Raw genomic sequence first — 23,741 nt, forward strand, 5'->3', positions numbered from 1 at the left:
GCGTGCGTCGGATGACCCCCGCGTATCAGAGTGTCGCAACGCAACGCGGCGTCTCGACGCGGGGCGGCATCCGTTATCGGATCGATGCCGTGCGGAGCATCTCAGACCGGCGGCAGCTCGGGCAGACCCGTGCGCAGCTCGACCGGGAGGTGCCCGAGGTCGTTGTGGGAGATGAGCGTCCAGGGCCGTCCGGCGCGCTGGGCGACGACGGTGAGTCCGCAGTGCGCCTGGTTGAGTGTCAGCCAGCGCCAGGTGGGCATCTGCAGCACCTCACGCACGAACCAGGCGATGACGAAGTTGTGGGTGATGATGAGCTCGTGCGCGTCGGGCTTGCGCCGCAGGAACTCCCCCACCGCGTCGGCCATCTGCGCGGACCCCGCCTCGATCTCCGCATCGGTGTACGAGCCGAAGAACGACTCGTACATCGACGGCGTGTCCTCGGTCATGCCCGTGGGCACGCAGTCGAACAGCAGGGCGTTCGGCTGCGGCGAGACCGACGGCAGCCGGTCGGCGACGGCACGCGCGGTCTCGGCCGCGCGCTCGAGGGGCGAGTGCCACACGGCTGTCAGCGGCACGCCGGACAGGCGGTCGGCCAGAAGCGCGGCCTGACGCTGGCCGCGGGGTGAGAGCGGCCCGTCATCGATGCCGTGCTCGGCGTCGAGGTGCTCGCCGTGGCGGACGAGGTAGAGGTATTGCGTCACGCTTCTCGCTTCTCGCTTCGGGGAACGCGCGCCGCAGCGCGCCATTCCAGCCTACGTCAGTGCCTCGGTCAGGCCGCGGCGCGCGCCAGGTCGGCGAGCTGGCCGCGCCCCAGGCGCACACCCACCCCCTGCGCCAGCTCCGCGACGTGCGCCGTGGAGTACACGTTGACGATGGGCGCGACCACCGTCTTCTGCGCCAGAAGCCAGGCCAGTGCGACCGCGGCATCGGACACGCCCAGTTCGGCGGCGACCGCGTCGAGCGCGCGCAGCGTGCGGGCGCCCCGGCGGTTCATGTTCTTGGCGAGCTGCGCACCCCGCACCGAGCCGCCCACGTCGGCACGGGAACGGTGGTGGCCGGCGAGGAAACCGTGCTCGAGAGCCTGCGACGGGGTCACCGCGATGCCCTGGGCTCCGGCGACCAACCGCAGATCGCCCTCGAAGTCGTCACGGCGCAGCAGGTTGTAGGGAACGTCGAGCGTGGTGAGCCACGGAAGCCCCGCCGACGAGAGGATGCGCGCCTCGACCAGCTGCGGCGCCGTGAAGCCGAAGGCGCCGACCGTGCGCACCTTGCCCGCGCCCACGAGCCACTCCACCGTCGCCAGGGTGTCTTCGAGCGCCGTCGCCCCGTCGGCGCCGCCGTCGAGATAGAGCACATCGATGCGGTCGGTGCGCAGCCGCGCGAGGGATGCCTCGACGGCGCGCACCAGGTTCACGGACCCGAGTCCCGGATGGTCGGGGTGCCCGCCGATGCGCACCGCGACCACCACGTCGTCGCGCACGCCGCGCGAATGCAGCCACTGGCCGATGATGTGCTCGCTGCGCCCGCTGGAGTGCGAGTCGGACGTGTGCACCGCATTGCCGCCCCGCTCCAGAAAGGAGTCCAGGATGGCGTGGCTGGATTCGAGGTCGACGTGCCAGCCGAATTCGGCGCCGCCGAGCATGAGGGGGAACACCTCCAGCCCCGATTCTCCGAGCGGCACGCGCACACCCTGCCCGACGGGAGGCCCCAGAACCGGGATCGGGGATGAGGGATGCGAAAGCGACACGTCCGTGCGCACGCGCGCGAGCGGCTCCGTCGATCCGACGCCGAACATTGCCATACCGCCCCCCTCGGATTCCGCAGTGGATGCCGAGCCTTCCTCCGCGCCCCCGGCGCTTACCTAGAGGGTAGGTCAGGCCGGCGACACCGCGACCGTCCGCGGGGCACGTCGGGTGAACTTTCCATAACGTTCCGGTCACACCCCGGGCGGGTGTCCCCCATGCGGGGGACAGACGACGGATGCCCGCCCCTCACGAGGAGGAACGGGCATCCGATACGACGCTGCGAGGGGCGTTCGGGTCAGCTTTCGACCGGTGCCTCAGCGGCGGGAGCGGCCTGGTCGGCGCTCTCCTCCACGACCGGCTCCAGCGACAGCTTGCCGCGGTCGTCGATCTTGGTGATGCGCACGAGCAGCTTCTGGCCGACGCCGAGCACGTCTTCGACGTTCTCCACGCGCTTGCCACCGGCGAGCTTTCGCACCTCGCTGATGTGCAGCAGACCGTCCTTGCCGGGCAGCAGCGAGATGAACGCGCCGAACGCGGCCAGCTTCACCACGGTGCCGAGGAACTGCTCGCCGACCTCCGGGTTGGTGGGGTTGGCGATCGCGTTCACCTGGGCGCGGGCAGCCTCGGCGGCGGGGCCGTCGGTTGCGCCGATGTAGACGGTGCCGTCCTCCTCGATGGAGATCTGCGCGCCGGTCTCGTCCTGGATCGCGTTGATCGTCTTGCCCTTGGGCCCGATCAGCTCGCCGATCTTGTCGACGGGGATCTGCACGCTGATCACGCGCGGAGCCGTCGGCGCCATCTCGTCCGGACCGTCGATCGCGGCGTTGAGCACGCTGAGGATCGTCATACGCGCGTCCTTGGCCTGCTGCAGCGCGGCGGTCAGCACCGACGACGGGATGCCGTCGAGCTTCGTGTCGAGCTGGATCGCCGTGACGAACTCGCTCGTGCCGGCGACCTTGAAGTCCATGTCACCCAGGGCGTCCTCGGCGCCGAGGATGTCGGTGAGCGCCGCGTAGCGGGTCTCACCGTCGACCTCAGCCGACACCAGGCCCATCGCGATGCCGGCGACGGGAGCGCGCAGCGGCACACCCGCGTTCAGCAGCGACAGGGTCGACGCGCACACCGAGCCCATCGAGGTCGAGCCGTTGGAGCTCAGCGCCTCGGAGACCTGACGGATCGCGTAGGGGAACTCCTCGCGGCTGGGCAGCACCGGCACGAGGGCGCGCTCGGCGAGGAAGCCGTGCCCGATCTCGCGACGCTTGGGGCTGCCGACACGGCCGGTCTCACCGGTCGAGTAGGGCGGGAAGTTGTAGTGGTGCATGTAGCGCTTGCTCGTCGTGGGCGACAGCGAGTCGATCTGCTGCTCCATCTTGAGCATGTTCAGCGTGGTGACACCCAGGATCTGGGTCTCGCCGCGCTGGAAGATGGCCGAACCGTGCACGCGCGGGATGACCTGCACCTCGGCGTCCAGCGGACGGATGTCCGCCAGGCCGCGGCCGTCCATACGCACGCCCTCGGAGAGGATGCGGTCGCGCACGATCTTCTTGGTGACCGACTTGTACGCGGCGGCGAACTCCAGCGGAGCCGCTGCCGGCAGCTCGCCGGCCTCGGTCGCCGCGATGAGCTCGGCCTTGACGCGGTCCTTCAACTCGTCGTCGGCAGCCTGACGCTCCTGCTTGTCGGCGATCTGGTAGATCGGGACGAGCGACTCGTGTGCGCGCGCGGAGACGAAGTCGTAGGTCTCCTGGCTGTAGGGCAGGAAGACCGGGAACTGCTTGATCTCCTTGGCGGCGGTGTTGGCCACCACGTTCTGCGCGCCGACGAGCTCCTTGATGAAGGGCTTGGCGGCTTCCAGACCCTGCGCGACGATCTCCTCGCTGGGCTTGGTGGCGCCGGCCTTGATCAGGTTCCAGCTGTTCTCGGTGGCCTCGGCCTCGACCATCATGATCGCGACGTCGCCGTCGGGCAGAACGCGGCCGGCGACGATGAGGTCGAAGACCGCCTCTTCCATCTGCTCGGCCTTGGGGAACGCGATCCACTGGTCGGCGTGCTCGCCGTGACCGGGCATGAGCGCGAGGCGCACACCGGCGATCGGACCGGAGAACGGCAGACCCGAGATCTGGGTCGACAGCGAGGCCGCGTTGATCGCGAGCGCGTCGTAGAACTCGCCGGGGGCGATCGACAGCACGGTCACGACGATCTGCACCTCGTTGCGCAGACCCTCGACGAACGAGGGGCGCAGCGGGCGGTCGATGAGGCGGCACACGAGGATCGCCTCGGTGGAGGGGCGGCCCTCGCGGCGGAAGAACGAGCCGGGGATCTTGCCCGCGGCGTACGAGCGCTCTTCGACGTCGACGGTCAGCGGGAAGAAGTCGAAGCCTTCACGGGGGTGCTTGCCGGCGCTGGTGGCCGACAGGAGCATCGTCTCCTCGTCGAGGTAGGCGGCGACAGCGCCCTGCGCCTGCTGGGCGAGGCGGCCCGTCTCGAAGCGGATGGTGCGGGTGCCGAAACGTCCGTTGTCCAGGACGGCTTCGGCGGCGGTGATTTCAGGACCTTCCAAGAGGTCTCTCCTTCTTTGTTTAGACTCGCACGCGCGTTTCGCGCACGAGATCGTTCGAAGGAGCAGGAACAGGCAGATATGGGCGCGCGGAACAAGTCCGCAGGACCGCCTGCGCTGGCCACCAGTTGAAGACCACCGTCCGATTCACGGACGGGAATCCACGACAGGGGACCAGCTTTCTGCCGGGCCTGCTCCCTGAGCTCAGTATTCGATTGAGCGGATGCCACACGGGCACCCTGACCGACCATATCAGGCGCCCCTGTGCGAACGACATATGTGGTCGCCGTCCGAGCATCGTCCGCCTAGGGTTGACCCCATGAGCACCCCTGACAAGCCCGCCGACGCGGCATCCGAGGAGATGAAGCGCAAGTTCAAGGAGGCGCTGGACAAGAAGAACGCCCAGCACCGCAAGGGCGAAGCGCATCTCGACGCCGATTCGGCCGTGCATGAGAGCCACGGCCCCGCCTCCCTCAAGCGCGAGTTCCGCCGCAAGAGCGGCTGAGCCGCCCCTCAGCGGGTCTGCACGGCGTACGGCTTCTCCGCGAGGCGGTGCTGGAACTCCAGGATCGCCGGGTTGAGCACTTCGCCGTCGCGCACCTCGATCGCCCGCGCGATGGTCTCATTCGACGCCCACGCCTGCGGACCCGCCATGACCGTGGGGAGGAACGGCAGAAGCGCCTCGCTGATCTCCCAGCTCGCCGAGTTCCACAGGTACGACGGGCTGTGGTCCACCGCGTAGTAGTTGATGCCGCCTCCGACGGTGAACATCGGGTCGGCGAAGCCGGTCGGCCGCGCCCACTCGAACCCCATGCCCTCATCGCAGGAGACATCCACGATGAGGCTCCCGTCGCGGAAGGCGGCGAGGTCCTCGATGCGCAGATACAGCAGGGGATGGTTGGGGTCCTGCAGGGTGCAGTTGACGACGATGTCGCTCTCGGCGAGGAAGGGCGCGAGCGGAACACGTCCCTCGTCGGTGATGACCTCGCTGACGTACGGACCGTCGTGGTCGAACTGGCTGATCTGCGTCGCGTGGATGGGTGCGGCGACCGAGGCGGCCGCGCGGTTGGTGAGGACCCGCACATCGTGGATGCCGTGGGCGTGCAGCGCGGTGACCGCGCCGCGGGCGGTCGCGCCGAAGCCGATGACGACGGCGCTGAGGCGCCGCCCGTAGTCGCCGGTGGACCCGCACAGCTGCAGCGCATGGATCACGGAGCAGTATCCCGCGAGCTCGTTGTTCTTGTGGAAGACGTGGAGGCCGAACGTGCCGTCACTGCCCCAGTGGTTCATCGCCTCGAACGCGATCATCGTGAGGGACTTGTCCAGCGCGAGCTGCGTCATGTGCTCGTCCTGCACGAGGTGCGGCCAGCCCCAGAGGGTCTGACCGTCTCGCATCTGCTGCACATCCGCGTGCTGCGGCTTCGGCAGGAGAAGCACGTCCGCGGCGGCGAAGAGCTCGTCGCGGCCCAGCACACCGCCCACGAGCGGGCGGAGCTGCTCGTCCGGCACGCCGAAGCGCTCGCCGTAGCCGGCCTCGAGCAGCACGTGCGGACGCAGGTCGTCGGGGATGCGCTCCAGATGCCCCGGATGCAGGGGCACGCGGTGCTCGTCCGGCTTGAGCGAGGCGCCGACGACGCCCAGCGTGTGCGGATGGTGTGCGGCCATGAGCGTCCTCGTCCCGTTGCCGGAGTCCACCGGACACCGTGCCCTGACGCTACCAGGGCCGCCCGATCGGCCCGGACGCGCTACTCCCCCGCCAGCCCCCCGAGCAGGTGGCCGAAGGAGCGCCCCTCGCCCAGATAGCGGCTGGGGTCGAACGGGTCCTGGGATGCCGACGGCTGCCGCCGCGCGATCGCCTCGGCCAGCTCCTTGGCGCCCCGTTCGATCCGAGCCGCCAGAGGAGCCACGTCGTCCGGGCTCGCTCCCCAGTCGCTCGAGGCGGCGAACACCCCCGTGCTCACGGGCTCCGCGTGCAGGTACGTGAACAGCGGCCGGATGGCGTAGTCGATGGCCAGCGAGTGGCGCGCGGTCCCCGCGTTGGCGCCGATGAGCACCGGCATCCCGGTGAGCGCGTCGGGGTCGAGGATGTCGATGAACGACTTGAACAGGCCCGAGTAGCTCGTCGAGAAGATCGGCGTGACGACGATGACGCCGTCGGCCGAGACCACGGTGTTGATCGCGGTCTCGAGTGCCGGAGGCGCGAAGCCGGTGAGCAGGTTGTTGACGACGTCGTGGGCGAGGTCGCGCAGCTCGATGGTGTCGATGCGGACCTCCTGGCCCCGCTCCGCCAGTTCGCGCTGGGTCGCCGCCGCCAGCCGATCGGCGAGCATGCGGGTGGAGGACGGGTTGGACAGCCCCGCCGAGACCACGGCGATGCGGCGGGCGCTCATCGCGCGCCGCCGCCCAGGCCGAAGGCCGCCCCCGCGCCGACGGGCGCGTCCTGGTAGGGCGAAGGACCGCTGAGGTTGTCCCCCCGGTTGGCCCGCGGGCGGGCCTGGCGGGGAGCGGCGTCTCCGTAGGTGGCCGCCACCCGTGCGGCGTGGGTGGGGGCGTCGGGGACCTCGGCCGGGCGATCCGCCGCGAACTCCTTGCGCAGAACCGGCACGACCTCCCCGCCGAGGAAGTCCAGCTGCTCGAGCACGGTCTTCAGCGGAAGACCGGCGTGATCCATCAGGAACAGCTGACGCTGGTAGTCGCCGAAGATGTCGCGCATGCCGGCATAGCGGTCGATCACCTGCTGCGGGGATCCGACGGTCAGCGGCGTCATCTCGCTGAAGTCCTCCAGCGACGGGCCGTGTCCGTAGACCGGCGCGTTGTCGAAGTAGGGACGGAACTGCGCCACGGCATCCTGGGAGTTCTTCGCCATGAACGCCTGTCCGCCCAGCCCCACGATCGCCTGCTGCGGGGTGCCGTGGCCGTAGTGCGCGAAGCGCTGGCGGTACAGGTCGATGAGGCGCTGGTAGTGCTCGGCCGGCCAGAAGATGTTGTTGGCGAAGAAGCCGTCGCCGTAGTACGCCGCCTGCTCGGCGATCTCGGGGGTGCGGATCGAGCCGTGCCAGACGAACGGCGCCACCCCGTCCAGCGGGCGCGGGGTCGAGGTGAATCCCTGCAGAGGCGTGCGGAACTTCCCCTCCCAGTCCACGACGTCCTCGCGCCACAGCTTGTGCAGCAGCGCGTAGTTCTCGATGGCGAGCGGAAGCCCCTGCCGGATGTCCTTGCCGAACCACGGGTAGACCGGCCCGGTGTTGCCGCGGCCGAGCATGAGGTCCATGCGCCCGCCCGACACGTGCTGCAGCATGGCGTAGTCCTCGGCGATCTTCACCGGGTCGTTCGTGGTGATGAGCGTCGTGGCCGTCGACAGGATGAGCCGCTCGGTGCGCGCGGCGATGTACGCCAGCGTCGTCGTGGGCGAGGACGACCAGAACGGCGGGTTGTGGTGCTCCCCCAGGGCGAAGACGTCGAGCCCGACGGCCTCGGCGTGCTCGGCGATCGTGAGGGTCTCCTGGATGCGCTCCGCCTCGCTGGGCGTGCGACCGGTGGTGGGGTCCTGCGTGATGTCGCTGACGGTGAAGATGCCGAACTGCATCTGTGTGCCGGTGCTGGTGTCGTCCACGGTCGCTCTCCGCTCCCGGATGCCGTCGGCACCCGTTCTATGCAAATGAATATACCTCGTCCAACGCGTGGGATACCAGGTTATTCCCGCCGATGCACGCCCCACCGGCCAGATGGGACCCGCGGGTAGCCTGGCCGCGATGAACGACGCACTCTCCCCCGGCGCCGCTGCGCAGCCGGCCGCCCGGCAGAAGCGGCGCGTGCCTTTCTGGGACAACGCACGCTTCGCGTGCATCACACTCGTCGTGCTCGGGCACGCCGTGCAGCGGCTGACGTACGACTCCGATATCGCCCTGGCGGTGTACCTGCTCGTCTACGCCTTCCACATGCCGGCGTTCGCGATCATCTCCGGCTACTTCTCCAAGGCCGGCCCTCCGAACCAGCGCCAGATGGCCCGCGTCATCACCGACATCCTCGCGCCGTACCTGGTCTTCGAGGGACTGTGGACCCTCACCAAGTGGATCATCGAGGGCTCGGCGAACCCCGACCCGACACAGCCCTCATGGACGCTGTGGTTCCTGCTCGCCCTCGGCATCTTCCGCCTCGTGCTGCCGTACCTGGCGCTGCTGAAGCAGCCGCTGCTGTGGGCCCTCGCGGTCTCGGTGGGCGCGGGCTACCTGCCGAGCATCGACTCGACGCTGTCGCTGTCGCGCACCCTCGGCCTGCTGTTCTTCTTCACGCTGGGCTGGTGGCTGCGTGACCGCGACATCGTCGCCAGGCTCGACCTGCTGCGGTCGCGGGCGTGGTGGGTCGTCGTGGCAGCGGCGGGGGTGATCGCGGCGGCAGGCTGGGCCGCCTGGTTCTTCGTGGCGGACTGGCAGGAGATGGGGCTGAGGGCGTGGCTGTTCTACGACAGCGGGTACGCCGACCTGGGCGCGGCGCACTGGTGGGCCGGCGGCGTGCGACTGCTGCTGATGGGGATCGCGCTGGTGCTCACGGTGGCCTTCCTCACCCTCGTGCCCCGGCGGGACCGCTGGTGGACCCGCTTCGGGCAGTACACGATGTACGTCTATCTGCTGCACTCGTTCGTGCTGTACCCGTTCCGCGAGTCCGGCGTGCTGCGCGGACTCGATCCCACCTGGTTCTGGCTCCCCCTGGTCGCCGTGGCATCGGTCGCCATCGCGCTGGGGCTGGCCACCCGGCCGGTGCGCACGGTGTTCCGCCCGCTCGTCGAACCCCGCCCGCGCTGGCTGTTCGCCGACCCGACCCTCGCGCAGCGCGAGGGGCACGCCAACGATCCGACGGGCTCGCGGCGAGCACCGGACCGGCCACGCTCCTCCCCCGGCGACCGCGCGTCGCGCTGACCGCGCAGACGACGAAGGCCGCCCCACACCCGGGGCGGCCTTCAAGAAGTTCTGCGCGATTGAACGCTGGTTGCGACTTAGCGGCGCAGTCCGAGACGCTCGATCAGCGAGCGGTAACGCGCGATGTCGATGTCCTGGAGGTAGCCGAGCAGACGGCGGCGCTGACCGACGAGCAGGAACAGCCCACGACGCGAGTGGTGGTCGTGCTTGTGCTCCTTGAGGTGCTCGGTGAGGTCCTTGATGCGCTGCGTCAGCATCGCGACCTGCACCTCGGGGGATCCGGTGTCACCGGCGTGCGTCGCGTACTCTTCGATGATCGCCTTCTTGACGTCTGCTTCCAGTGCCATAGGTGATCCCCTCTCTCCTCGTTGCGCGGCGCCCGACGCCTGATACGTGGGCTCTCTTTATCCGCGGCCGATCTAACGGCAACCTGGAGAGTCTATCAGGCGCCCGGCCGGTGAGATGCCGGACGCGGGACGCAGGGATCCGGTCGGGTATCGGCGGATTCCGGCCGTCGCATCCGACCGGCCGGGGCGACGTCGGCGCCCGGGGCTAGAGTCACGGCGTGGCCACCGCATCCGCTCCCCTCGCCGTTGCCGGCGTAGCGGCACCCCGCCAGGGCGTGCTCATCGTGCAGTTCGTGCTGACGGGCGTCATCTGGGGATCGAGCTTCCTGTTCATGAAGGTCGCCCTCGAAGGCGTCTCCCCTGCACAGGTGGTGTGGAGCCGGCTGGTGCTCGGCGCGCTCACCCTCGGACTGTTCGTCGCCGCCCGCCGCGACCGGCTGCCGCGCCGACTGCGGGTCTGGGGGCACATGACGGTGCTGGCGCTGTCGTTCTGCGTCGTGCCGTTCCTGCTGTTCTCGTGGGCGCAGCAGCACGTGACCTCGGGCCTTGCGAGCATCTACAACGCCACCACGCCGATCATGACCGCGGTCATGGCGTGGGCGGTGTTCCGCGTCGAACGCCTGAAGCCCGTGCAGATCGCCGGCATCCTCGTGGGCGTGGCCGGGGTGATGGTGATCATCGCGCCGTGGCAGGGACTCGATCTGTCGCAGAGCCTCCTCGCGCAGCTCGCCATCCTCGGCGCCACCGCCTGCTACGGCTTCAGCCTGGCGTACATGCGCCGCTTCGTCGCCGACTCCGGGATGAGCGCTCTGGTGTTCTCCTTCGTCAACATCGGCATCGCGGCCGTCATCATGCTCGCCCTCACGCCCCTCGTGGCGGCGACCCCCGTGCGCGTGGACCTCTGGATCGTCCTGAGCCTGCTGGCGCTCGGGTGCGCAGGAACGGGCGTCGCCTACATCTGGAACCAGAACGTGCTGCGCGCCTGGGGGCCCACCCGCACATCGACCGTCACCTACATCACGCCCGTCGTGGGAGTGGCACTGGGCATCGTGCTGCTCGGCGAGCGACTGCACTGGAACGAGCCGGCCGGCGCGGTGCTGGTCTTCCTCGGCATCCTGCTGGCGCAGGATCGCCTGCGGCCGCGCAGACGGCGACGGGCGGATGCCGCCTGACCCCGGGAGGTCTGCGGCATCCGCCCGTCGTGGCGTCAGGCCTGGAGCGAACCCTGCAGGTCGAGCGTGATCGTGACGTCCTTGCCCACCAGCACGCCGCCGGTCTCGAGTGCCGCGTTCCACACCAGACCGAAGTCCTCGCGGTTGATGACGGTCTTGGCCGTCGCGCCGGCCTTGTAGTTGCCCCACGGGTCGACGCCGAAGCCGCCGAAGTCGAGGTCGAAGGTCACCGGGCGGGTGATGCCGCGGATGGTGAGGTCGCCGTCCACGAGGAAGTCGCCGTTCTCCACGCGCACACCGGTGGACACGAAGTCCAGCGTCGGGTGGTTCTCGGCGTCGAAGAAGTCCGCCGAGCGCAGGTGCGCGTCGCGACCCTCGTCGTTGGTGTTAACCGAGGCGACGTCGGCCGAGGCCACGACGCTCACCTCGAGGGGGTTCTCGGGAGCGATGATGGTGGCGCTCTTGACGTCGAACGTGCCGCGGACCTTCGAGATCATCATGTGACGCACGCTGAACGTCACCTCGCTGTGCGAGGGGTCCAGCACCCAGGTGCCGGCCTTGTAGCCGGGGATCTCGATCGTGGTGGCGCTCGTCGCGTCGGTCATGTGGTCCTCCATCGTGCGGCCGGCGGTTCCGGCGTCTGGGAAGGGTGAACGGCCGCGACGGAGTGTCTATTCCCGTGAATGGAAATTGATCCTCAGGATTTTCCCGAGGTCCCCGCCTCGAGGATCGACACGATGGAGAAGAGGGTGAAGCACACCGCCCCGAGGCCGGTGAGAACCCGGGCAGGGATGAAGAACCCGGGGTCGGTGATCGCGGCCTCGGCGAGGAACGCCGCGAAGAACAGGCAGGCCAGGCAGGTGAAGACCGGGATGAGGGGCACGCGGTTGGCGAGCTCGAAGTGCCGGCGCCACACCGAGGCCAGCAGGAACACCTTGGAGATGATGCTGTAGCAGACGAGCCCCAGGCCGATGAGAATGCAGCCGGGCGCGAGCCGCTCGGGGCGGTCGGAAGCGACCAGCACGACCACGCCCCAGAGGATGGCGGCGCTGCCCATGAGCAGCACCCAGAGGGTCCACGCCCATCTCTCCGGCTCGTCGAACTCGTTGCGCACCTGGCGGCCCACCGTCGCCACCAGGGAGATCAGACTGGCGCAGATCGCGCCAAGGCCCATCATGACGTGACCCGCGACGTACCGCGGCGCCTCGGCGGAGTCCGTCAGCAAGACCGAGGCCCAGACGATGAGCACGAGCGCGCACACCGCGGGGATGCAGATCAGCGCCACGAGCACCGACCGCCCGTAGGCGTCGGCGGGCGGGCCGTCCTCGTGCCGCCGCGCCGCGTTGGCGGTGATGAGGGTGAACGCGCTCGATGCCACCGCGACCGTGGTGACGCACGCGGCGATCAGCCCCACGCCGAACACCACGTGGCCGGCGACGAAGTCGGCGTTGGATGGTCCGCCCCGCAGCACCAGGCCCCACACCGCCGTGGTCGCCGCCACGCCGTAGCCGAGCACCGGGAGCACCACCTTCCAGAGCGGGCCGAAGGTGCGGGTGAGCTGACGGATGATCATCGCCGCCGTCGTGAACAGCGCGATGCAGATGGCCGTCAGTGACACCAGCACGTGGCCGGCCGTGCGGTGGGCGGGGTCGTCGCCGCCGGCGAAGACGTACCACCCGAAGCTCAGGCACACCGCTCCCATGAGCAGCGGGATCGCGCGGAACAGGATGCTGATGGCGAAGTTCATGCGACGTGTCCTTCCGTGCCCCGCGCCGCCGGCGCGCGGCTACACCGTAGGACCGCCCATCGCACGCCGCAAGAGGCCCGCCGAGCGCGCAGAAGGGGCGGATGCCGAAGCATCCGCCCCTTCTGAGCGTTCGGGTATCGCGGGGTCAGCCGACCGCGAGGAGGTCGATGATGAAGACGAGGGTCTTGCCGCCGAGGAAGTGGCCGCCGGCGGGACCGTACGCCAGGTGCGGCGGGATGATCAGCTCACGACGCCCGCCGACCTTCATGCCGGGAATGCCGTCCTGCCAGCCCTGGATGAGGCCGCGCAGCGGGAACTGGATGCTCTCGCCGCGGCTCCAGGACGAGTCGAACTCCTCGCCGGAGTCGTACTCGACGCCGGCGTAGTGGACGGTGACGGTGTCGCCGGGCTTCGCCTCTGCACCGTCGCCCACGATGAGGTCGCGGATCACCAGTTCGGAGGGGGCGGGACCGGTGGGGGCGTCGAATTCGGGCTTGCTGCGGTTGTCAGTCATCCCCCCATCCAACCGGAGCCGGCGGAGCGGGTCAACGCGAGCGCGTGTCGGCTTGACACCGGAAAGACGCGCGAGGATCATGGGACTCAGATCGATTCAGCGCCCGGGAGACACGCAGGCATCGCCGCGGCACCGGGCGCTGAATCGCGTTCTGGGCGTTGCCGGTCTACCGTCCGAACAGCGCCGTGCGTGCCGACACCGCGCGGGCGAGGAAGACCCGCTCGTCCTCGGCGGCGTGGGGGTCACGACCCGACAGCGCCCGCTCGCGCGCGGCGGCGAGCGCCGTGGCATCCGTGATGTACTCCTTCATCACCCTTCGCCGGTCGCCGGGGAGCCGCTGCGCCCAGGCCAGTGCGCGCCGGCGGCCTGCGCCCGTGGCGAGCATGTCCACCTCGCCCGCAGTGAACCACCCCGCCGCGGCGTACTCCCCCAGTCGCTCCCGCGTCAGCCGGGCCTCCTCCCGCCGCAGCAGGACGACGCCGAGGATGAACAGCAGGAACAGCGGCACCTGCAGGGTGGCGTAGAGGGCGAAGAAGTCGGCGAACACCGCCGACCCGTTCCACACCGCGTGCAGCACCACCGCGCCCAGCATGCCCAGCAGCCACGGGCGGGTCGTCGCGGCGACGCCGGCGCCGCGGCGCGCCGCCCGGCCGAGGGCGTAGCCGGTGACGGCGGTGAACATCACGTGCGCGAACGGCGAGAGGATGCCGCGGACGAAGAAGGTCACCGTCGTCTCGGCGACCCCGCCCTGGAGCAGGCTGGTGGCGAAGTACAGGATGTTCTCGGTGAAGGCGAAGCCCGCACCGACCAGCGCGCCGTAGACGATCCCGTCGACGGGGCCGTCGAAGGCCCGACGGGCGAAGGCGAAGATCGCCAGCACCCCCAGTCCCTTGGCCGCCTCCTCCACCAGCGGCGCCTGCACGACCGTCGAGAACGCCTCGCGGGCCGCCGAGCCGTCGGCGCCGATCGCCCGCACGACGAGCAGGTCCACCAGCAGCGTGATCGCCACGGCGGCGATGGCGCCCCACGCGACGGCGAAGACCACCAGCGATGCCGGCTCCGGCTCCCATCGGTCGACGATCCGCACCGCCAGCAGCACGCCCACCAGCGGCACGAGGGCCAGCAGCATGCCGATCACCGACGCCGCAGCGCCGAGGAACGTCAGCAGATACGCCACGAGCCCGACCAGCAGCAGCACCAGGACGCCCATGATCCAGATGGGCGCGCTGCGCCCGCGCCGCGCGGGAACCGGCACCACCGGCGGCGACGCGGGCGCCGGCGCGATGGGCGCCGCCTGGCCGGGGTGGGGCTGGGACAGCGCGGAGGTGTACGGCACGACGCACAGCCTAGAGGCCGATCGCCGGCGGCCCCGGGCACCGGCGCACCGGTAGCCTGAAACGATGCGCTTCGCCCACGTGATCACGTCCGCGGGGACGCCGCCCCGGCTGGCCGTCGTCCGCGACGGCACCGTCGCCCTCGTCGACGAGCTGTTCCCGGGTGCTCCCGGGCTGCTGCCGGAACTGATCGCCGGCGGCGACGACCTGCTGTCGCGGGTGCGCGACGCGGCCGACGCCGCGACGACCTGGCATCCGGTGGCGGGTCTGTCGTTCGCGTCGGCGGTGCTGGACCCACCGGTCGTGCTCGCCATCGGCCTGAACTACGCCGCGCACTCCAGCGAGCTGGGGCTCAAGGCCGACACGGCCCCGACGGTCTTCGTGCTGTGGCCCAACTCCCTCACGGCGCACGGGGCGACGACCACATGGCCGCGGTCGCTGAGCGAATCGGTCGACTACGAAGCCGAGCTCGGCGTGATCATCGGCCGGCCCGCGAAGGACGTCTCCCCCGACGACGCGCTCGACCACGTCTGGGGCTACACCGTCGTCAACGACATCACGGCCCGCGACATCCAGTTCTCCGAGGCCCAGTGGTCGCGCTGCAAGTCGTTCGACGGGTTCACCCCGACCGGCCCCTACGTCGTGACCGCCGACGAGATCCCCGACCCGCAGAACCTGCACATCTGGGCTGTCGTCGACGGCCAGACGGTGCAGGATGCCAGCACCGGCCAGATGATCCGCTCCGTCGCCACGCTGGTGTCTCACCTCTCCGCGTCGGCGACCCTGCTGCCGGGCACCCTCATCTCCACGGGGAGCCCCGGCGGAGCGGGGTACTCACGCGATCCCCAGATCTTCCTGCGCGACCGTTCCACGGTCACCGTGGGCGTCGAGGGCATCGGTGAGCTGACCACGCACTGCCGCATCAACGACTGACCCCCGCGCACCTCGCGGTGCACGGGGGTCGGCCGGCGACGCTCAGCCGCAGGTGATGGTCGTGCCGTCGGTCAGCTGCCAGATGCCGGATCCGAGCTGATCGCAGGCCTCGTTGTACGCCCCGAAGACGACGGTGACGAGCACGATCACGAGGATGATCGACAGCACCAGCAGCACGGCGCTGATGATGATCGCTGCGAGGGCCCAGTTGTTCTTGACGCCGGCCTTCTTGCTCTGCACGAGCGCCACGATGCCGAGGATGAGGCTGACCGGCTGGGCGAAGAACGACAGCACGAACGCCACGATGCCGAGGGTCTTGCCCGGCACGGGGGCGTCGGGGCCGTAGCCGGCGGGAGCGCCCGGCGCACCAGGGTAGGTGGGTGCGGCGGAGTACGCCGGCGCGGCGTTGGGGTCGTACGCCGGCGGTGCGCCGTAGGCCGGCGCGCCGCCGTAGGACGGGGCGGCGGAGTAGGCCGGCGGCGCCTGCGGCGGCGCCAGGGGTGCATCGCCCACGGGCGGAGCAGCCGGCTCGCCCACGGGCTGCGCAGCCGCGTCGCCGGCGTGCTCAGGCGTCGGCTCGTTGGGGTTCTGGGGGTCGGACATGTCTCTCCTCGATCGGAACGTCGTGTGTGACGGTCGCGTTGTGATGGTCGCGCAAAGGTCGTGTCGACGCTAGCGGGGCGGTGCGCCGCGCGACAACCGCACGCGTTCAGGCCTCGATGATGCTATCGGCGGCCGTGACGATGGGAATCGCGGCGGTCGCCGTCTCGAGTCCCGACAGGCGTGCCGGCGACAGCTGCTTGTCGACGTCGGCGCGAGTCATGAGGCCTGCCTCCACGACCAGGTCGCCGACGTTGCGCCCCGTCAGCAGCGCGGTCTTGGCCAGCGCAGCCGCGGCGGCATACCCGATGAAGGGCGTCAGCGCCGTCACGACGCCGACCGACGAGCCCACCATGGCGCCCAGGCGCTTGCGGTTGGCGGTGATGCCGTCGACGCAGTTGACCCGCAGCGTGCGCATCGCGCGGCGCATCCACGTGATCGACTGGAACAGCGAGTGCGCGATGATCGGCTCGAACGCGTTCAGCTGCAGCTGCCCGCCCTCGACGGCCATCGTGATGGTCAGATCGGCTCCCGCGACCGAGAACGCGACCTGGTTCACCACCTCCGGGATGACGGGGTTGACCTTGCCGGGCATGATGCTGGAGCCGGCCTGACGCGGTGGCAGGTTGATCTCGCCGAATCCCGCCTGAGGACCGCTGGAGAGCAGCCGCAGGTCGTTGCTGATCTTCGACAGCTTGATGGCGTTGCGCTTGAGCGACGACGAGAACGACATGAACGAGCCGGTGTCGCTGGTGGATTCGACGAGGTCCACCGCGGTCTCCAGGTCGAGCCCGGAGATCTCACGCAGGTGACGAAGCACGGCCCGGGAGTACCCCGGATGCGCCGTGATGCCGGTGCCGATGGCGGTGGCGCCCATGTTGATCTCGTACAGCAGCGACGCGTTCTCGGTGAGCCTGGAGTGGTCCTCGCCGAGCGTGGTGGCGAATCCGTGGAACTCCTGCCCGAGCGTCATCGGCACGGCGTCCTGCAGCTGCGTGCGCCCCACCTTCAGCACGTCGTGGAACTCGACCGCCTTCGCCAGGAAGGACTGCCGCAGCAGGTCGAGCTCCTCGAGCAGCGTGCGCAGGTCCAGCCCCAGCCCTACCTTGATCGCGGTGGGGTAGACGTCGTTGGTGGACTGGCTGCGGTTGGTGTGGTCGATCGGCGACAGGAAGGCGTAGTCGCCCTTGGGCCGGCCCGCCATCTCGAGCGCCACGTTGGTGATGACCTCGTTGGCGTTCATGTTGGTGGACGTCCCCGCCCCGCCCTGCACGACGCCGACGACGAACTGATCGTGGAACTCGCCCTCGATCACCCGCTGCGCAGCCCGGTCGATGAGGTCGGCCCGTTCGGCGTCGAGCACCCCGATCTCGAGATTCGCCCGCGCGGAGGCCTGCTTGACCATGGCCAGCGCGCACACCAGGTCGCGGTAGACCGAGATCGGCCGCTGGGAGATGGGGAAGTTCGCCAGCGCCCGTGCGGTGTGCACCCCCCAGTAGGCGTCGGCGGGAATCTCCATCGATCCCAACGAGTCGGTCTCGGTGCGGGTCGGAGGGGTGTCGTCGAGTGTCATGGTGCGTCCTTGTGGGTGCTCACGGCGGTGTGATAGATGCCACTGAGCCTACCCGCGGACCCCGCACCACCGACCCGGGCCGGCTCAGCGGGCCGGCTTGCGCGAGAACGCCTCCATCCGCTCCTCCGCGGTGAGCGCGTCCATGCGCTGGACCCACTCGGCGCTGAAGAAGTCCCCCGTGGGGGCGTCGACGACGGGGACGACGGAGTGCGTGATCGTGTCGTCGTAGACGTGCACCAGGTGGAACGCCTGCGCGGCATCCATGCCGTTGACCTCTTCCGGCGGCCGCTGCAGGTTCATCGTGTAGCAGGTGGCGGATGCGACGCTCACGGGGACGCCGGCGAACGTGCCCGACGTCGAATAGTGCAGGTGGCCGGCGAGGATGCCGCGCACGTCCGTGCCGGCGATGGCCTCGGCCAGCGACGCCTGGTGGCGCAGCTCGAGGATGTCGAAGAGGGGGATGTGGCTGGGAAGCGGCGGGTGGTGCATCGCCAGCAGGGTGCCCAGCGGCGCGGGGTGTCGCAGCTGCGCGCGCAGCCAATCGAGCTGGGTCGCGTCGAGGTCTCCGTGGTGCCAGCCGGGAACGGTGGTGTCGAGGGCGATGAGACGCAGGCCACCCAGGTCCCACACGCCGGTCACCGGCTCCTGGCTGGCCGGCAGCCCGAGCAGGTCGCGTCGCAGTTCGGGGCGTTCGTCGTGGTTGCCGGCGACCCACACGACCGGCGCGCCCAGTCGTGCGGCCACCGGCTCGACGGCGGCGCGGAGCGCCCGGTACGCCTCGGGATCGCCGAGATCGGTGAGGTCGCCGGTGAACACCAGGGCGTCGGGACGCACCCCCAGCCGCTCGACGGCAGCCAGCGTGGCGTCGAGGTTCGCGGTGACGTCGAACCTGCCGGCCAGGCGCGCTCCGCGCCCGAGCAGGTGCGTGTCGCTCAGGTGCACGATCACGCGACGTGCCGGCGGATGGCTTCCCCACTGCACTGGTTGCATGGCCGAAAGTCTAGGTGGGGCCGCCGACGTCACCCGGTGGCGCGCAACGCGCCGGCGGACGTCAGTGGTTGAAGAGGATGATGAGCAGCCCGCCGAGAACGGCCAGGCCGCAGACGGAGAACGAGGCGTACGCGCCGACCAGGGCGAGGGTCTTCTCGCCGTCGCTGAGCGGACTGCGGGCTGCCGACTTGGCGGCCGCCTTCGCCGCACGCCGCGCCTGCTTCTCACTGATCACCGTGATGGCGTCGGTGAACTCCGCCGGCGCCACGACGGGCGCACGGCCGGCGCGCACCAGCATCCGAAGACCCAGCGCGTAGAAGCCCACCACCACGACCGCGGCGATGAGGGCGGCGATGAAGACCTCGGCGAAGGCCACCCAGTTGATCGCGATGTTCATCGGCCTTCCTCCCCGCCGTCGCCCCGCGTGCGCGCGGCCTCCTTCGCCGCCTTCGCCGCCTTCGCCTCGCGGCGCTGCAGCGCGCGCTGCCGGCGGGTGGGCGGCGGGTTGCGCTTGACCTTGACCGCCCCGGCGGACTCGGCGACCCCGCTCATCGCGTTGGCGGAGGTGACGGCGTTGCGACGCGAGCGCAGGAAGATGGCCAGGATGATCGCGATGGCCGCGACAGCACCGACCAGCACGCCGACGACCTGGCCCAGCCACACCACGACGAGGGCGGCGAGCGCGCCGACCGCGCCGGCGGCCGGCAGGGTCAGCAGCCAGCCGACCATGATGCGCCCCACCGTGCGCCAGCGCACCTTCGAGCCGCGCCGGCCGAGACCCGACCCGATGACCGATCCCGAGGCGACCTGCGTCGTCGACAGGGCGAAGCCCAGGGCGCTGGAGGCGAGGATCGTGGACGCCGTGGACGCCTCGGCGGAGAAGCCCTGCGCCGGCTTGACGTCGGTGAGACCCTTGCCGAGCGTGCGGATGATGCGCCAGCCGCCCATGTAGGTGCCGAGCGCGATGGTCACGGCGCACGCGACGATCACCCAGAGCTGAGGCTGCGCGGCGGTCTGCCAGCCGACGGTGATGAGCGCGAGGGTGATGACACCCATCGTCTTCTGCGCGTCGTTGGTGCCGTGCGCCAGCGCGACGAGCGACGACGTGAAGATCTGTCCCCAGCGGAACCCGTCGCGGCCGTCGGGCTTGTTGTCGTAGCGGCGGGTCATCGCGTAGGCGAGCTTGGTGACCGTGAACGCGATGATGCCGGCCGTGAGCGGCGCGATCAGCGCCGGGAGCACGACCTTCGACATCACCACGCCCACATCGATGGCCGCTGCGCTCGCCCCGACGAGGGTCGCGCCGATGAGGCCGCCGAACAGCGCGTGCGACGAGCTGGAGGGCAGGCCCAGCAGCCAGGTGAGCATGTTCCAGGTGATCGCGCCGATGAGGCCGGCGAAGATGATCGACGGGAAGATCGAGGCGGAGATCTCCTCCTCGCGGATGATCCCTCCCGAGATGGTCTTGGCCACCTCGGTGGAAAGGAACGCGCCGACGAGGTTGAGGACGGCGGCCAGCAGCACCGCGGTCTTGGGCTTGAGGGCACCGGTCGCGATGGGCGTGGCCATCGCGTTGGCGGTGTCGTGGAAGCCGTTGGTGAAGTCGAAGAAGAGCGCCAGTGCGATCACCAGCACGACGATGAGGGCTGCGGTTTCCACCGTTCGCTTTCCGTCAGGAGATGGGGGGAAGGGTGCCGACGATGTCGGCCGTGCGAACGAACAGTTCAGCGGGTAGTTGTGCTCCGTTTACCGAGCCGACAGAAATCTTCGCACATCCGCGCCCGCGATTCTTACCGACCGGCGCTGTTCTGCGGCGACGTTCAGGCGCGGCGCGCGGGGCCGACTAGCGTGAGAGGGTGACCGCCACCGCGCAGACGCCCCAGGACTCCCCCGCTCCCCCCGTCGCCGAACGGCGTCCGCGGGAGCGCACGCACCACGGCGATACCGTCGTCGACGCGTACGAATGGCTGCGAGCCAAGGACGACCCGGGGGTGATCGCCCACCTCGAAGCCGAGAACGCCTACACCGAAGCCCGCACCGCGCATCTGGCGCCGCTGCGCGAGCGGATCTTCGAGGAGATCAAGGGCCGCACCCTCGAGACCGACCTGTCGGTGCCGACGCGGCGCGGAAGCTGGTGGTACTACGCCCGCACCGAGGAGGGCCGGCAGTACGCGATCCACTGCCGCGCCCCCCTGGCATCCCCCGAGGACTGGACCCCGCCGGCGCTCACGCCCGGCACGCCCGTCCCCGGCGAGCAGGTCCTGCTCGACGGCAACGTCGAAGCCGAGGGCAACGACTTCTTCTCGCTCGGCAGCTTCGAGGTCAGCGACGACGGCGCCCTGCTGCTGTATGGCGTCGACGTCGAAGGCGACGAGCGCTACACGGTGCGGGTGCGCGACCTCGCCACCGGCGAGACGCTCCCCGACGAGATCCCCGGCACGTTCGCCGGCGCGACCTTCTCCCCCGACGCCCGGTTCATCGTCTACACGACCGTCGACGACGCATGGCGACCCGACACGGTGTGGCTGCACGAACTGGGCACACCCGTCGCCGAAGACGCCCGGATCTTCTCCGAGCCCGACGAGCGGTACTGGGTCGGGGCGGGCTTCACCCACAGCCGCCGGTTCCTGATGATCGAGCTGGGCTCATCGGTGACGTCGGAGGAATGGCTGCTGGATGCCGACGACCTGCGGGGCGCCCCGCGCGTGGTGTGGCCGCGTCGCGACGGCGTGGAGTACTCCTCGGAGCACGCGGTCGTCGACGGCGAGGATGTGCTGTACGTGCTGCACAACGACGGCGCGCTGGACTTCGAGCTCGTGCGGGTCGCGGCCGCGGATCCCGCGGGTGCCCGGGCCACCGTCATCCCGCATGAGCCCGGTCGGCGCCTGCTGGGCGTCTCGACGTTCCGCGACTGGGCGGTCGCCGGCTACCGCCGCGACGGTCTCGAGCGGCTCGCGATGCTCGACTACAGCACCGAGGCGCTCGACGAGATCCCGTTCGACGAGCCGCTGTACAGCGTGGGGCTGTCGGGCAACCCGGAGTGGGCTCCGCCCGTGCTGCGCCTGGGATACGGCTCCTTCGTCACGCCCGGCACGGTGTACGACTACGTCGTGGCGACCGGCGAGATGCTGCTGCGCAAGCGCCAGCCGGTGCTGGGCGGCTACGTCGCCGCCGACTACGCGCAGGAGCGCGTGTGGGCGACGGCCGCCGACGGCACGCAGGTGCCGGTGTCGCTGGTGTGGAAGCGCTCGTTCGGCACCCCCGGCTCCGAGGGACCCCGCCCGCTGCACCTCTACGGGTACGGCTCCTACGAGCATTCCATCGACCCCGGCTTCTCCGTCGCGCGGCTGTCGCTGCTGGACCGCGGCGTCGTCTTCGCCGTCGCCCACGTGCGCGGCGGCGGCGAGATGGGCCGTCAGTGGTACGAGGACGGCAAGCTGCTGCACAAGCGCAACACGTTCACCGACTTCGTGGACGCCGCTCGGCACCTGGTGGCCGCCGGCTACACCTCCCCCGACCGGATGGTGGCCGAGGGCGGCTCGGCGGGCGGGCTGCTGATGGGTGCGGTGGCGAACCTGGCACCGGAGCTGTTCGCCGGCATCCTGGCCGGGGTGCCCTTCGTCGACGCCCTCACCACGATCCTCGATCCGTCGCTGCCGCTGACGGTGATCGAGTGGGACGAGTGGGGCGATCCCCTCCACGACGCCGACGTGTACGCCTACATGAAGTCGTACTCTCCCTACGAGAACGTCCGCGAGGGCGTCACCTACCCGCGCATCCTCGCCGTGACGTCCCTCAATGACACCCGGGTGCTCTACGTCGAGCCGGCCAAGTGGGTCGCGCGCCTGCGCGAGGTCGGCGCCGATGCGCTGCTGAAGTGCGAGATGGTCGCCGGCCACGGCGGCGTCTCGGGGCGCTACAACTCCTGGAAGGAGCGCGCATTCGAGCTCGCGTGGCTGCTGGAGGTGCTGGGGGTCGCCGACCCCGCGTGAGCGGGCGGGATCAGCGGTCGTCGCCGCCCCCGGAACGCCGTGATCCCGGGAGCCCTCCCCGTGACAGGGGCGGTCTCCCGGGATCCGGGGTCGCAACGACGCGAGGTCAGCCGAAGAGCGCGGCAGCCTCTTCGTAGCGGTACAGCGGCACGGTGTTGAGCTCGCCGAGGGCCTCCTCGAACGAGACGCGCACGATGTCGGTGCCCTTCATCGACACCATCTGGCCCCACGCGCCATCGACGATGGCGTCTGCGGCGTGCAGCCCCAGGCGGGTCGCCAGCACGCGGTCGAACGCCGAGGGCGAACCACCCCGCTGGATGTGGCCGAGGACCGTCGCGCGCGTCTCGATGCCGGTGATGCGCTCGATCTCGGGCGCGATGATCTCGCCGATTCCGCCCAGGCGGGGGCGGTTGAAGGCGTCGAGGCCCTTGTCGCTGTACGCCTCGTCCATGCCGCTCAGCTTGAAGCCCTCCGAGACGACCACCAGCGGCGCACGGCCGCGGTCGTGGGCCTTGGACACCTGCTCGCAGATGTCGTCGATCGACATCGGCACCTCGGGGATGCAGATGACGTGTGCGCCCGCGGCCATGCCGGCGTGCAGGGCGATCCAGCCGACGTGACGCCCCATGACCTCGGCGACCATGCACCGCTGGTGCGAGTCGCCGGTGGTGCGCAGGCGGTCCATCGCGTCGGTGGCGATGTTGACCGCCGTGTCGAAGCCGAACGAGTAGTCGGTGGCCCGCAGGTCGTTGTCGATCGTCTTGGGCACGCCGAGCACGTTGATGCCGTCCTTGGACAGCCGGTTCGCGGCGGCAAGGGTGCCCTCGCCGCCGATGGCGATGATGCCGTCGATGCGGTGACCGTAGAGCGTCTTGGCGATGTTCTCCGCGCCGCCGCGGGGGCCCTCGTAGGGGTTCGTGCGGCTGGTGCCGAGGATGGTGCCGCCGACCTTGGACAGGCCCTTCACCTCGTGGCGGGTCAGCGGGAAGAAGTCCGCGTCCACCACGCCCCGCCAGCCGTCGCGGATCCCGACGAACTCGAGGTCGTAGGTGGTCGTGCCCTTGAGCACGACGCCGCGGATGACCGCGTTCAGGCCCGGGCAGTCGCCGCCGCTGGTGAGGATGCCGATCTTCATGGAACGTCCTTGCTGTCAGCTTTCAGTGATGTGTACGGCCACGTTGCCTTCCTCGACACTATCGGCGCCCGCCGTCGCCTGCCAGACGCGCGGGCCGGAGGAAATGCGACGCGGGCCCCCCCGGCGGCGGGGGCGCGGCCCTCTGTGGCCACGAGGGCGGCGGCCGCGGGGCAGCAGCCGCCGCGC

The 23,741-nt window shown here is 70.2% G+C and carries 22 protein-coding genes; 5 read left to right on the forward strand and 17 right to left on the reverse strand.

Going from position 1 to position 23,741, the window contains the following annotated elements:
• Positions 1-101 precede the first annotated feature (101 nt).
• The 3 genes from NQ165_RS10300 to NQ165_RS10310 form a co-directional block, all read right to left on the reverse strand.
• Positions 102-701: a histidine phosphatase family protein gene (locus tag NQ165_RS10300; RefSeq protein ID WP_257533254.1), complete on the reverse strand. Its 600-nt coding sequence runs from the start codon at positions 699-701 to the stop codon at positions 102-104.
• A 68-nt stretch (positions 702-769) separates the two neighbouring features.
• Positions 770-1,801, reverse strand: coding sequence for an aldo/keto reductase (locus tag NQ165_RS10305; protein WP_374679356.1), 1,032 nt, complete (start codon positions 1,799-1,801; stop codon positions 770-772).
• Between the two features lie 239 nt (positions 1,802-2,040).
• A complete protein-coding gene (locus NQ165_RS10310) occupies positions 2,041-4,305 on the reverse strand; it encodes a polyribonucleotide nucleotidyltransferase (protein WP_257533256.1) in 2,265 nt (754 codons plus the stop codon).
• Positions 4,306-4,621: 316 nt separating this feature from the next.
• Between NQ165_RS10310 and NQ165_RS10315 the strand changes: the two genes are divergently transcribed.
• Entirely contained in the window at positions 4,622-4,807 is a 186-nt protein-coding gene (locus NQ165_RS10315; RefSeq protein ID WP_257533258.1) for a DUF5302 domain-containing protein, read from the forward strand.
• An 8-nt stretch (positions 4,808-4,815) separates the two neighbouring features.
• Here the strand turns inward: NQ165_RS10315 and NQ165_RS10320 are convergent, their stop codons facing one another.
• From NQ165_RS10320 to NQ165_RS10330, 3 genes are all read right to left on the reverse strand, one after another.
• Positions 4,816-5,967, reverse strand: a complete 1,152-nt coding sequence (locus NQ165_RS10320; RefSeq protein WP_257533260.1) for a N(5)-(carboxyethyl)ornithine synthase — start codon at positions 5,965-5,967, stop codon at positions 4,816-4,818.
• Positions 5,968-6,047: 80 nt separating this feature from the next.
• Positions 6,048-6,692 (reverse strand): FMN reductase, encoded by a 645-nt coding sequence (locus NQ165_RS10325; protein ID WP_257533262.1) that lies wholly within the window; start codon positions 6,690-6,692, stop codon positions 6,048-6,050.
• A complete protein-coding gene (locus NQ165_RS10330; RefSeq protein WP_257533298.1) occupies positions 6,689-7,888 on the reverse strand; it encodes an LLM class flavin-dependent oxidoreductase in 1,200 nt (399 codons plus the stop codon). The genes NQ165_RS10325 and NQ165_RS10330 overlap by 4 nt, the downstream gene beginning before the upstream one ends.
• Positions 7,889-8,054: 166 nt before the next feature.
• On the opposite strand from NQ165_RS10330, the gene NQ165_RS10335 reads away from it, so the two are divergent.
• Positions 8,055-9,218 (forward strand): acyltransferase family protein, encoded by a 1,164-nt coding sequence (locus tag NQ165_RS10335; protein WP_257533264.1) that lies wholly within the window; start codon positions 8,055-8,057, stop codon positions 9,216-9,218.
• 77 nt (positions 9,219-9,295) lie between these two features.
• Here the strand turns inward: NQ165_RS10335 and rpsO are convergent, their stop codons facing one another.
• Positions 9,296-9,565, reverse strand: a complete 270-nt coding sequence (rpsO, locus tag NQ165_RS10340) for a 30S ribosomal protein S15 (protein ID WP_257533266.1) — start codon at positions 9,563-9,565, stop codon at positions 9,296-9,298.
• A 218-nt stretch (positions 9,566-9,783) separates the two neighbouring features.
• On the opposite strand from rpsO, the gene NQ165_RS10345 reads away from it, so the two are divergent.
• Positions 9,784-10,737, forward strand: coding sequence for a DMT family transporter (locus NQ165_RS10345; RefSeq protein WP_374679355.1), 954 nt, complete (start codon positions 9,784-9,786; stop codon positions 10,735-10,737).
• 35 nt (positions 10,738-10,772) lie between these two features.
• Here the strand turns inward: NQ165_RS10345 and NQ165_RS10350 are convergent, their stop codons facing one another.
• From NQ165_RS10350 to NQ165_RS10365, 4 genes are all read right to left on the reverse strand, one after another.
• Positions 10,773-11,342: a YceI family protein gene (locus tag NQ165_RS10350; protein ID WP_257533268.1), complete on the reverse strand. Its 570-nt coding sequence runs from the start codon at positions 11,340-11,342 to the stop codon at positions 10,773-10,775.
• 92 nt (positions 11,343-11,434) lie between these two features.
• Positions 11,435-12,484: a DUF2776 domain-containing protein gene (locus NQ165_RS10355; RefSeq protein WP_257533270.1), complete on the reverse strand. Its 1,050-nt coding sequence runs from the start codon at positions 12,482-12,484 to the stop codon at positions 11,435-11,437.
• 145 nt (positions 12,485-12,629) lie between these two features.
• The gene (locus NQ165_RS10360; protein WP_257533272.1) at positions 12,630-12,998 is read right to left on the reverse strand and encodes an FKBP-type peptidyl-prolyl cis-trans isomerase; all 369 of its coding nucleotides are present in this window, start codon (positions 12,996-12,998) and stop codon (positions 12,630-12,632) included.
• 166 nt (positions 12,999-13,164) lie between these two features.
• Entirely contained in the window at positions 13,165-14,334 is a 1,170-nt protein-coding gene (locus tag NQ165_RS10365; RefSeq protein WP_257533275.1) for a PrsW family intramembrane metalloprotease, read from the reverse strand.
• A 64-nt stretch (positions 14,335-14,398) separates the two neighbouring features.
• Between NQ165_RS10365 and NQ165_RS10370 the strand changes: the two genes are divergently transcribed.
• Positions 14,399-15,265, forward strand: coding sequence for a fumarylacetoacetate hydrolase family protein (locus NQ165_RS10370; RefSeq protein WP_257533276.1), 867 nt, complete (start codon positions 14,399-14,401; stop codon positions 15,263-15,265).
• 42 nt (positions 15,266-15,307) lie between these two features.
• On the opposite strand, the gene NQ165_RS10375 is transcribed toward NQ165_RS10370, so the two are convergent.
• From NQ165_RS10375 to NQ165_RS10395, 5 genes are all read right to left on the reverse strand, one after another.
• Positions 15,308-15,868, reverse strand: coding sequence for a DUF4190 domain-containing protein (locus NQ165_RS10375; protein ID WP_257533278.1), 561 nt, complete (start codon positions 15,866-15,868; stop codon positions 15,308-15,310).
• A gap of 106 nt (positions 15,869-15,974) precedes the next feature.
• Entirely contained in the window at positions 15,975-17,438 is a 1,464-nt protein-coding gene (locus NQ165_RS10380; RefSeq protein ID WP_257533280.1) for an aspartate ammonia-lyase, read from the reverse strand.
• Positions 17,439-17,522: 84 nt separating this feature from the next.
• Positions 17,523-18,428, reverse strand: a complete 906-nt coding sequence (locus tag NQ165_RS10385; RefSeq protein WP_257533282.1) for a phosphodiesterase — start codon at positions 18,426-18,428, stop codon at positions 17,523-17,525.
• Positions 18,429-18,489: 61 nt separating this feature from the next.
• Positions 18,490-18,825 (reverse strand): peptidase, encoded by a 336-nt coding sequence (locus NQ165_RS10390; protein ID WP_257533284.1) that lies wholly within the window; start codon positions 18,823-18,825, stop codon positions 18,490-18,492.
• On the reverse strand, positions 18,822-20,087 hold the full coding sequence (locus NQ165_RS10395; protein ID WP_257533286.1) for an inorganic phosphate transporter: 1,266 nt from the start codon (positions 20,085-20,087) through the stop codon (positions 18,822-18,824). Before NQ165_RS10395 ends, NQ165_RS10390 begins: the two co-directional genes overlap by 4 nt.
• A 197-nt stretch (positions 20,088-20,284) precedes the next feature.
• Here NQ165_RS10395 and NQ165_RS10400 point away from each other — a divergent pair, with 197 nt between their 5' ends.
• A complete protein-coding gene (locus NQ165_RS10400; RefSeq protein ID WP_257533288.1) occupies positions 20,285-22,420 on the forward strand; it encodes a S9 family peptidase in 2,136 nt (711 codons plus the stop codon).
• A gap of 106 nt (positions 22,421-22,526) precedes the next feature.
• Here the strand turns inward: NQ165_RS10400 and NQ165_RS10405 are convergent, their stop codons facing one another.
• Positions 22,527-23,555: a 6-phosphofructokinase gene (locus NQ165_RS10405; RefSeq protein ID WP_257533290.1), complete on the reverse strand. Its 1,029-nt coding sequence runs from the start codon at positions 23,553-23,555 to the stop codon at positions 22,527-22,529.
• Between the last annotated feature and the right edge of the window lie 186 nt (positions 23,556-23,741).

Source organism: Microbacterium sp. zg.Y1084 (assembly GCF_024623595.1).
Classification (GTDB): Bacteria; Actinomycetota; Actinomycetes; order Actinomycetales; family Microbacteriaceae; genus Microbacterium; species Microbacterium wangruii.

What these genes read in the sequence shown, in the direction of transcription:
- NQ165_RS10305 (WP_374679356.1), bottom strand. Translation starts at nt 1,801, where the DNA reads ATGGCAATGTTCGGCGTCGGATCGACGGAGCCGCTCGCGCGCGTGCGC.
- NQ165_RS10315 (WP_257533258.1), top strand. Translation starts at nt 4,622, where the DNA reads ATGAGCACCCCTGACAAGCCCGCCGACGCGGCATCCGAGGAGATGAAG.
- NQ165_RS10320 (WP_257533260.1), bottom strand. Translation starts at nt 5,967, where the DNA reads ATGGCCGCACACCATCCGCACACGCTGGGCGTCGTCGGCGCCTCGCTC.
- NQ165_RS10325 (WP_257533262.1), bottom strand. Translation starts at nt 6,692, where the DNA reads ATGAGCGCCCGCCGCATCGCCGTGGTCTCGGCGGGGCTGTCCAACCCG.
- NQ165_RS10330 (WP_257533298.1), bottom strand. Translation starts at nt 7,888, where the DNA reads ATGCAGTTCGGCATCTTCACCGTCAGCGACATCACGCAGGACCCCACC.
- NQ165_RS10335 (WP_257533264.1), top strand. Translation starts at nt 8,055, where the DNA reads ATGAACGACGCACTCTCCCCCGGCGCCGCTGCGCAGCCGGCCGCCCGG.
- rpsO (WP_257533266.1), bottom strand. Translation starts at nt 9,565, where the DNA reads ATGGCACTGGAAGCAGACGTCAAGAAGGCGATCATCGAAGAGTACGCG.
- NQ165_RS10350 (WP_257533268.1), bottom strand. Translation starts at nt 11,342, where the DNA reads ATGACCGACGCGACGAGCGCCACCACGATCGAGATCCCCGGCTACAAG.
- NQ165_RS10355 (WP_257533270.1), bottom strand. Translation starts at nt 12,484, where the DNA reads ATGAACTTCGCCATCAGCATCCTGTTCCGCGCGATCCCGCTGCTCATG.
- NQ165_RS10360 (WP_257533272.1), bottom strand. Translation starts at nt 12,998, where the DNA reads ATGACTGACAACCGCAGCAAGCCCGAATTCGACGCCCCCACCGGTCCC.
- NQ165_RS10370 (WP_257533276.1), top strand. Translation starts at nt 14,399, where the DNA reads ATGCGCTTCGCCCACGTGATCACGTCCGCGGGGACGCCGCCCCGGCTG.
- NQ165_RS10375 (WP_257533278.1), bottom strand. Translation starts at nt 15,868, where the DNA reads ATGTCCGACCCCCAGAACCCCAACGAGCCGACGCCTGAGCACGCCGGC.
- NQ165_RS10380 (WP_257533280.1), bottom strand. Translation starts at nt 17,438, where the DNA reads ATGACACTCGACGACACCCCTCCGACCCGCACCGAGACCGACTCGTTG.
- NQ165_RS10385 (WP_257533282.1), bottom strand. Translation starts at nt 18,428, where the DNA reads ATGCAACCAGTGCAGTGGGGAAGCCATCCGCCGGCACGTCGCGTGATC.
- NQ165_RS10390 (WP_257533284.1), bottom strand. Translation starts at nt 18,825, where the DNA reads ATGAACATCGCGATCAACTGGGTGGCCTTCGCCGAGGTCTTCATCGCC.
- NQ165_RS10405 (WP_257533290.1), bottom strand. Translation starts at nt 23,555, where the DNA reads ATGAAGATCGGCATCCTCACCAGCGGCGGCGACTGCCCGGGCCTGAAC.